The 11,071-nt window shown below is 53.3% G+C and carries 11 protein-coding genes; all 11 read right to left on the bottom strand.

Annotation, left to right across the window (positions count from 1 at the left end):
• The 11 genes from fliF to dprA all read right to left on the bottom strand — a co-directional run bounded on the left by fliF (window position 1) and on the right by dprA (window position 11,037).
• Window positions 1-1,569, bottom strand: a complete 1,569-nt coding sequence (gene fliF / locus KNP67_RS02485) for a flagellar basal-body MS-ring/collar protein FliF (protein WP_021067118.1) — start codon at window positions 1,567-1,569, stop codon at window positions 1-3.
• Between the two features lie 21 nt (window positions 1,570-1,590).
• Window positions 1,591-1,875 (bottom strand): flagellar hook-basal body complex protein FliE, encoded by a 285-nt coding sequence (gene fliE, locus KNP67_RS02480; RefSeq protein WP_021067117.1) that lies wholly within the window; start codon window positions 1,873-1,875, stop codon window positions 1,591-1,593.
• Window positions 1,876-1,888: 13 nt separating this feature from the next.
• On the bottom strand, window positions 1,889-2,317 hold the full coding sequence (gene flgC / locus KNP67_RS02475) for a flagellar basal body rod protein FlgC (RefSeq protein WP_021067116.1): 429 nt from the start codon (window positions 2,315-2,317) through the stop codon (window positions 1,889-1,891).
• Window positions 2,318-2,319: 2 nt separating this feature from the next.
• The gene (gene flgB / locus KNP67_RS02470; protein WP_029595702.1) at window positions 2,320-2,688 is read right to left on the bottom strand and encodes a flagellar basal body rod protein FlgB; all 369 of its coding nucleotides are present in this window, start codon (window positions 2,686-2,688) and stop codon (window positions 2,320-2,322) included.
• 273 nt (window positions 2,689-2,961) lie between these two features.
• On the bottom strand, window positions 2,962-3,741 hold the full coding sequence (codY, locus tag KNP67_RS02465; RefSeq protein ID WP_016508279.1) for a GTP-sensing pleiotropic transcriptional regulator CodY: 780 nt from the start codon (window positions 3,739-3,741) through the stop codon (window positions 2,962-2,964).
• A gap of 37 nt (window positions 3,742-3,778) precedes the next feature.
• The gene (gene hslU, locus KNP67_RS02460) at window positions 3,779-5,149 is read right to left on the bottom strand and encodes an ATP-dependent protease ATPase subunit HslU (protein WP_029595703.1); all 1,371 of its coding nucleotides are present in this window, start codon (window positions 5,147-5,149) and stop codon (window positions 3,779-3,781) included.
• Complete coding sequence (gene hslV / locus KNP67_RS02455; RefSeq protein ID WP_029595704.1) at window positions 5,146-5,694, bottom strand: ATP-dependent protease subunit HslV; 549 nt, start codon at window positions 5,692-5,694, stop codon at window positions 5,146-5,148. Before hslV ends, hslU begins: the two co-directional genes overlap by 4 nt.
• 11 nt (window positions 5,695-5,705) lie before the next feature.
• Window positions 5,706-6,587: a tyrosine-type recombinase/integrase gene (locus tag KNP67_RS02450; RefSeq protein ID WP_029595705.1), complete on the bottom strand. Its 882-nt coding sequence runs from the start codon at window positions 6,585-6,587 to the stop codon at window positions 5,706-5,708.
• A 186-nt stretch (window positions 6,588-6,773) separates the two neighbouring features.
• A complete protein-coding gene (gene trmFO, locus KNP67_RS02445) occupies window positions 6,774-8,132 on the bottom strand; it encodes an FADH(2)-oxidizing methylenetetrahydrofolate--tRNA-(uracil(54)-C(5))-methyltransferase TrmFO (protein WP_051627734.1) in 1,359 nt (452 codons plus the stop codon).
• Complete coding sequence (gene topA, locus KNP67_RS02440) at window positions 8,084-10,180, bottom strand: type I DNA topoisomerase (RefSeq protein WP_021067110.1); 2,097 nt, start codon at window positions 10,178-10,180, stop codon at window positions 8,084-8,086. The genes trmFO and topA overlap by 49 nt, the downstream gene beginning before the upstream one ends.
• A gap of 65 nt (window positions 10,181-10,245) precedes the next feature.
• Window positions 10,246-11,037: a DNA-processing protein DprA gene (gene dprA / locus KNP67_RS02435; RefSeq protein ID WP_214755798.1), complete on the bottom strand. Its 792-nt coding sequence runs from the start codon at window positions 11,035-11,037 to the stop codon at window positions 10,246-10,248.
• Window positions 11,038-11,071: the final 34 nt, after the last annotated feature.

Here is an 11,071-nt window from a genome sequence, read left to right as displayed (position 1 = left end):
TCACTCCTCAGACATCCATGTACGGAGAAGTTTGGCGAACTCTTCAGGGTTGCTCTCTGCCAATTTCTCCAACTGTTTCTTCTTGACGGCCCCTTCGCCCCGTTCTTCGAGGTCGAGGTCCGGCACTTCGTCTTCATATGGGACTTCCCACTCGTTCGACTCGGCGACTGGTTCGCGGTTGCGCTTGCGCATCGCGAAGAACAAGAGCGCGAGCAAGACGACGGCACCGGCTGCGGCGGCATACATCCACCATTGGGTCGGTTGTTCGACCACGGCCGCTTCTTCCGTTTCTGCGAACGGACGTGAGACGACGACGACTTTCTGTTCAAGTTCCGCCTCAGTGAGTGCCTCTCCGGTCTTGGCGAGTGACGTCCGGATAATCGAGTACATCATCGTCTCGAGGTCACCCTCGAGTTGAGGGTCGATTGTCGTCGCCCCGTTCGGTGGTTCGACGATCAATTGGACGCCGAGGTCACGAATCGAGTACGGTGCGTTCTGAATCTGTTTCGTGATTCGGTTGACTTCATAATTGATGATTTCATGATTCTTTTCGCTCTCTTCTTCCCCAGTGCCCGTAGCGGCCGGGAAATTGACCGTATCGTTCTCGGCCGTCCCGGCAGCAGTTGCTGCGCCGGTTCCGCCTGTATACGCTTCAGCAATCCGCTCGGCCGAAGTGACGATGCCTTCCATGCTGTCCTCATTGACAGGTGTCACGAGGTTTTGCTCTTCAGCCGCTTGCGTCGTGTCGATATCGGCTGTGACCGAGACGAGCACGCTTCGTTCGCCGAGCAACACCGACAACATTTGTTGAATCTGTTGACGGACATCTTTCTCGACTTGGCGTTTCAAGACGAGCGGGTCGGTCGATGATCCACCGGCCGTCGTCGTCTGGTCTAAATCGTAATACGTGAAATATTGGTCCATGACCGATATGTTTTCAGGTTTCAAGTTCGGTACGCTCTTACTGATTAAATGATAGAGCCCTTTCACCGTCGCCGGCTCGAGATTCGTACCAGCTCCTAAATTTAAGACGATGGAGGCCGTCGGTTCACCTTGATCTTCGGCCAAGAAGACCGATTTCTCTGGAATCGAGATGATGACTTTCGCCTGGTTGATTCCTTCGATTTGCGTAATCAACCGTTCGAGCTCGGTCTGCATCGCGCTCCGTTCGATGACGGCCATCTCACGGTCCGTCGTTCCGAAGCCAGCGTTCTCGCTAAAGAAGCTATAATCGATTGCACCCGACTTCGGGATGCCTGCTGCCGCCAGACTGACTTTCAGTTGGTCGACTTGCTCACTCGGTACGTATACACTGACACCGTTCGAAGTCGCTTTAATCTCAGCCTTTACTCCGTCGGCCGTCAACTGTTCCGTCACCTCGCCCGCTTCTTGAGCGGACAGGTTCGTATAGAGCGGGGCCATGTTCGGGCGCGACAGCCAGACGGTCAAGAGCACCGCGACAAGAATCACGCCGACGATGACGAGACCCCAAATGATTTTTCGGTTCGTTTTCATCGTTTGAAGCGAACCGGTCAGTGAACCGAATCGTTCTTTTAACTTTTCATTCATCGCTACTCGTCATCCTCTACTTTAAACTTGCATTCGCATCATTTCTTGATAGGCCTCGACCGCTTTGTTCCGCACCTCTATGGCGAGCTGCATCGCAATCGATGACTCTTCGCTTTGAATCATGACTTGATGTAAATCGGCTTTGCCGACGGCAAGATCGGCTCGGGCCGAGCTCGTCGCTTGTTGGACGTCATTTAATGAGCGCATCGCCTCGTTCAAATACGTTCCGAACTGGGATGGCGTCTCTTTCACAGCCGGCGCGACTGTCGGTTGTGTGCCAATCAATTGAATGGGGTTAATCTGCATCCTCGATCACTCCTTATCCTTTACCAATTTCCATCGCTTTGACGAGCATCGCCTTCGTGGCGTTCATCGCGGCGATGTTCGCCTCGTACGACCGTGTCGCTCCCATCAAATCGACCATTTCTTTCAACAGGTCGACGTTTGGCATCTGGACATAGCCCCGGTCATCCGAATCAGGATGGCTCGGGTCATAGACGAGCTTGTACGGGCTCTCATCTTCCACAATCTGTGAGACTTCGACCCCGCCGCTGACAGCGGACAGCTGTTGGCGAAACGGTGCTTCCTGCATCACGGTCATCTTTCGCGTGTACGGTTGCCACTCCCCGTCAACTAACTTGCCGCGTGTCGTCTGGGCGTTCGCGATGTTCGCGGACACCGTGTCCATCCGTAACCGCTGCGACGTCAGTGCCGTCGCCGAGATATGAAAACTATCAAACATGCCCATCGTCAACGTCCTCCTCTAATGACGGTTTTGAGTCCGCCGAGCCGGCGGTTCAACTGTTCCATCACCGCTTCGTATTGAAGCTGGTTCCGTGCCAACTCGCTCATCTCGTAATCGAGATCAACGTTATTGCCGTCACTTCGCATCGCGCCTCCGGCCCGGTCCGTGATCGTCGTCGCCGAGCGCTCACTCGGACGACCGCCTGCCAGCTTGAGACGCATCTCGTTGTTCAGCGTCTGTTCAAACACGGCCTGCTTCGCCCGGAAGTTCGGGGTATCGATATTCGATAGGTTATGGCTGATGACTTTTTGATTTACGACCGAATGATTGATCGCTTGCTTCATTAATTGATAGTCGCTACCGATCCAGTTCATGCGTTTCACTCGCTTTCACTAAAAGAATGCATGTATATACCTTATTTGGAAAATCCACTATTTCATTGAAACAAATCTGTAACAGTGTTGAAAGATATTTTTATTAAAACAGGTAAATGCTGTCTTCTGTTTTTGTCGAATTTACGACGAATTCTGAAAATAATTACTTTTGCACTAAAAAAAGTCGCTCCCATTACGTCGGGAGCGACTTTGTAAGTCTAAAGTCCTAATTCGATAGACTTTCTAGTATTCGTCAGTTGAATCTAGTTTATTTCAATTCGATTTCAACTTTTGTAATTCGAACAAGAAGTTGTCATTCAGTATCTTAATATACGTTCCTTTCATACCGAGAGAACGTGACTCGATGACACCCGCACTTTCCAATTTACGGAGTGCGTTAACGATGACCGAACGAGTGATTCCCACACGGTCGGCAATTTTGGAAGCAACTAGTAAACCTTCGTTGCCACCAAGCTCTTCGAAGATGTGCTCGATCGCTTCAAGCTCAGAATACGAGAGCGAGTTGATCGCCATTTGGACGACCGCTTTTTTACGGGCTGACGCCTCCGCTTCGGCCGCTTTCTCACGAAGAATCTCCATCCCTACGACGGTCGCGCTATATTCGGCCAAGACGAGGTCATCTTCCGTGAACTCGTTGTTGAGCCGACCGAGCACGAGTGTACCGAGACGCTCGCCACCACCGATGATTGGAACGATCGTCGTCATCGAGTCGAGGAACAACTCACGGTTCTCGACCGGGAACGCCGTATACTCACTGTCGATGCCGATATTTTCCGTCGTCTCTTTGACGTTGAACAAGTTTGAGGCGTATGGCTCCGGGAATTGACGGTCGACCAAGAACGCCTTCATGCGTTCGTTCTCGATTTGTTGTTTGATGGCAAAGCCGAGCAAACGGCCCCGACGACTGACGATGAACGTGTTTGCTTCGAGTACTTCGCGCATCTTATCCGCCATTTCTTTAAAGTCTACGTGCGCGCTTGCCTCTTGTTGAAGCATCGTGTTCAATTGGCGTGTTTTGTCTAGTAAGTTCATAATTCTTATTTTCCTCCCTGTATGTGCATACAGAATCTTATAGTATAAATTGGCTAAGGTCTCGATCTTCCGCAATCGAGCCGACTTTCTCTTTCACATAGGCCGGTGTGATTTGAACATGCGTTTGTGGCATGTCGGCCGCCTCGAACGACAAGTCCTCGAGGACGCGCTCCATAATCGTATACAGACGGCGGGCCCCGATGTCATCCGTCTCTCGGTTGACGTGCGTCGCGATGCGCGCAATCTCTTCGATGGCTGGATGCGTGAACTCGACGCTAATCTCCTCTGACTCGAGGAGTGCCGTGTACTGCTTGATGAGCGCCTGGGACGGCTCCGTCAAAATCTTGACGAAGTCCTCTTCGGTCAGGCTGCTCAGTTCAACGCGAATCGGGAAACGTCCTTGGAGCTCAGGAATCAAGTCGGACGGCTTCGCCATATGGAATGCTCCGGCGGCGATAAAGAGCACGTGGTCCGTCTTGACCGGTCCATACTTCGTGACGACGGTCGATCCTTCGACGATTGGCAAGATGTCACGTTGGACGCCCTCTCGTGAGACGCCGGCATGATCTTGCGACTTCGTCGCAATCTTGTCGATCTCATCGACGAAGATGATACCCATCTGCTCACTACGGCGCACGGCCTCGTCATGAACTTCGTTCATATCGAGCAAACTCTCTGCTTCCTCGGCGACGATGAGCGGACGTGCTTCGCGGACCGGCAACTTGCGTTTCTTCCGTTTCTTCGGCACGATTTGACCGAGCATGTCCTGCAAGTTCGATAAACCTTCCATGCCTTGCCCTTGGAACAAGTCGACGGTCTGCTTTTCTTCGAGATTGACCTCGATTAATCGTTCTTCGAGTTCACCGAGCTCGAGCAAGCGACGCAACTGTGCGCGGTCGGACGACTGCGTGTTAGTCGGCTCTTCGGTCTTTTGAGCTTGGCCGCCGAACAACGCCTCGAACGGGTTCGATGCGGTCGGTTCGACTTTGGCCTTGCCTTGCAAAGCGTCAAGGATGCGTTCCGTCGCAGCGACTTCCGCTTGCTCTTTCACGCCTTCTTTCTTCTCTTCCTTCACGAGACGGACCGACGCCTCGACAAGGTCACGGACCATCGATTCGACATCGCGGCCGACGTAGCCGACTTCAGTGAATTTCGTAGCCTCGACTTTGACGAACGGCGCGCCAACGAGTTTGGCCAAGCGGCGTGCGATTTCCGTCTTCCCGACACCGGTCGGGCCGATCATCAAGATGTTCTTCGGTGTCACTTCATCACGCAGGTCGGCACTCAATTTTTGGCGACGATAACGGTTGCGGAGTGCGATCGCGACGGCGCGCTTGGCATCCTTTTGTCCGATGACGAAGCGGTCTAGTTCCGCTACGATTTGGCGTGGTGTCAGTTCACGTTTCATTCAGAATCGCCTCCGATCGTTTCTACGATGACTTGGTCGTTTGTATAGACGCACAACTCTCCGGCAATCTCGAGAGCGGCGCGGGCTATGTCTTCCGCTGATTTCTCAGGCGAATGGCGTACGAGGGCGCGCCCGGCAGCGAGCGCATAGTTCCCGCCCGAACCAATCGCTAAAATGCCATCATCCGGTTCGATCACTTCGCCGTTCCCAGACACGAGCAGTAGGTGCTCACGGTCCATGACGATCAAAAGCGCTTCGAGTTGACGGAGCATCTTATCCCCGCGCCACTCTTTAGCCAGCTCGACGGCCGCACGCGGCAAGTTCCCGTTGTACATCTCTAGCTTCGATTCAAACTTCTCGAAGAGCGTGAATGCGTCGGCCACGCTTCCGGCGAACCCGGCGACGACCTTACCGCCGTAGAGACGTCGTACTTTTTTGGCCTTGTTTTTCATGATGACGGCGTTTCCGAACGTGACTTGTCCATCCCCGCTCATGGCACCCTGCCCGTTGTGGCGGACTGCGAAAATCGTGGTTGCGTGAAACATCTGATGACCTCCTACTTTCTCGGATGTGTGGCTTGATAGACCGCTCGCAAGCGCTCCGTCGAGACGTGAGTGTAACGACCCGTCGTCGAGAGTGACTCGTGACCGAGCAACTCTTGGACGGCACGGAGGTCAGCCCCGCGCTCGAGCAGGTCCGTCGCAAAACTATGACGGAGCGAGTGAGGCGTCAACGGCTTATGCAGGCCGCCTTGCTTCCTCAGACGCTTCATGACGTAGCGAATTTGGTCTGTTGTCACTCGATTCCCTTTTTGACTGAGGAATAATGCCGTTTCTTGGGGGGAAGCGCATGTTTGGCGCACGTCGAGGTAACGATCGAGCGCCGCGATGGCGAACTGTCCGATTGGGATGTAGCGTTCTTTCTTCCCTTTCCCGACGACATGCACGAAGGCGAGGTCGGCATCGTAGGACGACACGTCCATCCCGCACAACTCAGCGACGCGCATGCCCGTCCCGTACAACATCTCGACGATGGCGACGTCACGGGCCCGCAGGAACGGATCATCTTGTCCGTCCGCGGTCGCGATGAGCTGTTCGACTTCGCTAGGCACGGCGAACGTCGGCAGCGTCTTGCGCCGTTTCGGAGACGTTAGTCCGTGGAACAGAGGCTCGACACCCGTCTCACGTGCCACAAATTTCCCGAATTGCTTGAGGCACGATACTTTTTGGGCGACCGTCGTCGTGGCGCTGTCGGTCTCATAAAGGGCATATAAATAACGCCGCGCCGACTGCACATCATACGGATTTTGATGTGTCGATTGGCAATAAGCGGCGTACTGGTCGAGCGTCTGCTCGTAAGAGCGTTTCGTGTGAGGAGACAGCCGGCGTTCGACTTGGCAATAGCGCAAAAATGACTGTTGATCGTCACCGAATCCCATTCTCTCGCCCCCTCGTTTTCAACTTAAAAACGCATGTTCTCGTCAAATCGAAATTAGCATAGCATACCCCGTCAGAGGTGACAATAGATAGCCCCTCAATAATCTGAAAATTTTCAAAGTGTTGTACAAATTACACAATTGAAATTTAAATTCACAAAAAAGGAGCCAAAAAATGGCTCCTTTCCCTTAAATCTCTTTATATTGCTGAATCGTTTCAAGGGCACGGTTCGCGTAACGTTCGTACCGTTCTTGTTTCTTCATCTTCTGCGGTGCATCCTCGAGCGACGGCACGAGACCGAAGTTTGCGTTCATCGGTTGGAAGTGCTTGCCGTCCGTCGTCGTGATATAGTGCGCCATCGAACCGAGCATCGTCTCGCGTGGCAAGACGACGAGGTCTTCACCGGCAATCAGTTTCGCTGCGTTAATCCCAGCGAGAAGTCCTGACGCCGCCGATTCGACGTACCCTTCCACACCGGTCATCTGCCCGGCGAAGAACAACGTGTCGCGTGTCCGCGCCTGATACGTCGGTTTCAACAGGCTCGGTGAGTTGATGAACGTGTTCCGGTGCATGACACCGTAGCGCACGATCTCCGCGTTCTCGAGACCCGGGATGAGTTGAAGGATCCGTTTCTGTTCCCCCCATTTGAGGTGGGTTTGAAAACCGACCAAGTTGAACAGCGTGCCGGCCGAGTTATCTTGCCGTAACTGCACGACCGCGTGCGGACGTTTGCCCGTCTTCGGATCTTCGAGGCCGACGGGTTTCATCGGTCCGAACAAGAGCGTCTTCTTGCCGCGTTGGGCAAGAACTTCAAACGGCATGCAGCCTTCGAAGTAAATCTCTTTCTCGAACTCTTTGAGCGGGACGACCTCTGCTTTGACGAGCTCGTCGTAGAACAAGTCGAACTCTTCTTCCGTCATCGGACAGTTGAGGTACGCCGCCTCACCTTTGTCGTAACGTGATTTCAAGTATACCTTGTCCCGGTCAATCGTCTCGCCGTCCAAAATCGGCGCCGCGGCGTCGTAGAAGTAAAGGTAATCTTCACCTGTGAACGCTTTGAGCGAAGCCGAGAGGTCCGGTGACGTGAGTGGACCGGTCGCCATGATGACGATCCCGTCCGGAATCGCCGTGATCTCTTCGTTGTGCACGGTCACGTTCGGATGGTTCTTCAACGTGTCCGTCACGAATCCGGCGAAGTCATGACGGTCGACGGCGAGAGCGCCGCCGGCCGGTACACTTGCCGTGTCGGCCGCTTTCAAGATGAGCGAGTCGAGCGTGCGCATCTCTTCTTTCAAGACGCCGACCGCGTTTTGTAGCCCGTTCGCTCGAAGCGAGTTCGAGCAGACCAGTTCAGCGAATTGGTCCGTATGGTGTGCCGGTGTTTTTCGGACCGGTCTCATTTCATACAAATCGACTTGAATTCCGCGTTTCGCGAGTTGCCAAGCCGCCTCGGAGCCGGCGAGGCCCGCTCCGATCACAGTTACACGTTGCTGCAAAGTTAATCCTCCTCTAACTGATGTACCTCGGCATGGGTACAGTTCGTACATTGATATTTCACACCGTCTTTAATTTTTTTCTCGACCATCATCTTACCACATTCCGGACACGGTTTCGCGACCGGCTTGTCCCATGAGACGAACTCACAGTCTGGATAGTTCGAGCAACCGTAGAACAGACGACCCTTCTTACTGCGTCGTTCGACGACTTGTCCGTCTTTGCAGCTCGGACATGGGACGCCGATTTCGACTTGTACCGGTTTCGTGTTCGTACAGTTCGGGAAGTTCGAGCATGCCATGAATTTCCCGTAACGGCCCATCTTGATGACCATCGGCGAACCGCACACTTCGCAGTCGATGCCGGCCGGTTCATCTTTCACTTCGATTTTCTCAATCTCTGACTCGGCTCGTTTCAGACGTTTCTCGAAACTGCGATAGATTGGAGCGACGACTTCCGTCCATTCGACTTCCTCGTTCTCAATCGAGTCGAGGAGCGTCTCCATGTCGGCCGTGAACTGGACGGTGATAAAGTCGTTGAAGTACTCATCGATCATCTCGATGACGAGTTCGCCAAGTTCTGTCGGGACGAACTTCTTCTCTTCAAGGACGACATATCCGCGTTTTTGAATCGTATCGAGCGTCGGTGCATACGTCGACGGACGACCGATTCCGAGTTCTTCCATCGCCCGAACGAGACGCGCCTCACTGTAACGTGGCGGCGGCTGTGTGAAGTGCTGCTTCGGTTCGATTGTCTCGAACTTGACGAGGTCATCCACTTCGAGCGGTGGGAGCAACCCTTCTTTCTCCGGGTTCGTGTCTTCGATATCTTCATCTTTCGATTCGATATACACTTTCATGAAACCAGGGAATTTGACGGTCGACCCGTTGGCACGGAAAATCATGCCGTTCGACTCGACGTCGATTTTCACCGTGTCGAGGATGGCCGGCGCCATTTGGCTCGCGACGAGGCGCTCCCAAATCAACTTGTACAAGCGGAGCTGGTCACGCGACAAGTACGCTTTCACCGAGGCCGGGTCGCGTAACGCCGAAGTCGGACGAATCGCTTCGTGTGCGTCCTGGGCGTTCGCGGCTTTCTTCTCTTTTTGCTTCTGCAACGCGACGTACTCTTCTCCGAATGTGGATTCGATATACTCTTTCGCTTCCGCTTTCGCCAAATCTGAGATACGCGTCGAGTCGGTACGCATATACGTGATCAAACCGACGGTGCCTTCTTTCTTCCCGAGGTCGATCCCTTCGTATAGCTGTTGCGCGAGCATCATCGTCTTCTTGGCACGGAAGTTCAATTTACGAGCCGCATCTTGCTGGAGCGAGCTCGTCGTGAACGGGAGCGACGCGTTGCGCTTCCGCTCTTTCTTCGTGACGTCGATGACTTTGAATGAGTCGTCAATCGCTTTGAGCACCGCGTCGGCATCTGCCTCGCTCTTGAGCTCCATTTTTTTCCCGTCTTTACCATAAAACGAAGTCTCGAACGATTCGCCTTCATGGTTGAGGGTGAGTTTGATGGTCCAATACTCTTCTGGGTCGAAGGCATTGATCTCCCGCTCCCGGTCGATAATCATTTTAACGGCCACGGATTGAACGCGTCCGGCCGATAATCCTTTTTTGACTTTCTTCCATAGTAATGGGCTCATCCCGTATCCGACGAGACGGTCCAAAATTCGACGCGCCTGCTGGGCGTCGACGAGGTCATGGTTGATTTTACGCGGGTGTTTGAACGACTCTTTAATCGCATCTTTCGTGATCTCGTTAAAGACGACGCGACATTCCGTCGTTTCGTCGACACCGAGGGCACGTGCTAAATGCCAAGCAATCGCTTCCCCTTCGCGATCCGGGTCAGCCGCGAGAAAGATTTTCGTCGCTTTTTTGGCTGCCGTCTTCAATTCTTTCAAAACTGGGCCTTTGCCACGGATCGTGATGTACTTCGGTTCGAAGTCATGTTCCACGTCGACACCGAGTTGACTCTTCGGTAAATCGATGACGTGACCCATAGATGCCTTGACCGTGTAATTCGATCCTAAATAACGTTTAATTGTTTTCGCTTTCGCGGGTGATTCGACGATCACCAAGTATTTTGCCATACATCTGCTCCCCTTTTAGAGGTCATTTAAATCCCTACCATAATATTCATGTTGTCGATGGTTTGTCAACGTCCAATCCTTGAACATGTTAGAATTTGATCGGCAGTCGTCAATGGAATCGCCCCGTCTTCAATCAATTGATTCGGACCGGCCGCGAGCGGATCGAGCGGGCTACCAGGCACCGCGAATACCGTCTTTCCTTGCTCGAGGGCATGTCCGACCGTATTCATCGTCCCGCTCTTTTGACGGGCCTGGATGACGACGAGACGATCGGCAAGTCCGCTGACGAGACGATTTCGTTCTAAAAATTGAAATTTTTTGACAGGTGTTTCCGGTGTGTATTCCGTGAGGAGTAACCCGTGTCGCGAAATCCGCTCGAACAAGGGCAAATGGATCTGTGGATACAAGTGCGAAAAGCCCGCTCCGAGGATGGCGATGGTCGGCCGGTCATGTTCGAGCGACAGCTCATGGACGAGACCGTCGATGCCGAGCGCCCCACCCGAGATGGAGACAGTTTCTTCTATTAAAGGACGGAAATGTTCGACGAGTCGACGGCTGATACGATTCAATTCACGGCTTCCGACCAATGCGGTCGTTTGTTGATGTAGTACCTCTAAATCACCTCGATAAAACAAACAATATGGCGGATTCGGGATATGGAGCAGCGCGGACGGGAACAATTCATCCTCCCACGTCAAAAAACGGTCGTACGTGACCGTGGAACGAAGCGCCCGTTCTGCTTTGCTTCGGACGCTCGGATGGAACTGCTGCATGTTCATATGCGCGTGCGACAAGTAATGATGGACGAACTCGACCGGCAACCGTTCGGCTGCGAATCGAGCGATTGTTTGATTCATCACAATCACCTCTAAAAAAATGAGGGATGCCGCG

It is taken from the genome of Exiguobacterium sp. s157, from assembly GCF_018618205.1.
Taxonomy (GTDB): domain Bacteria; phylum Bacillota; class Bacilli; order Exiguobacteriales; family Exiguobacteriaceae; genus Exiguobacterium; species Exiguobacterium chiriqhucha.
Note: the sequence above shows the minus strand (reverse complement) of the source record. Positions and strands in the feature narration are given on the sequence as shown.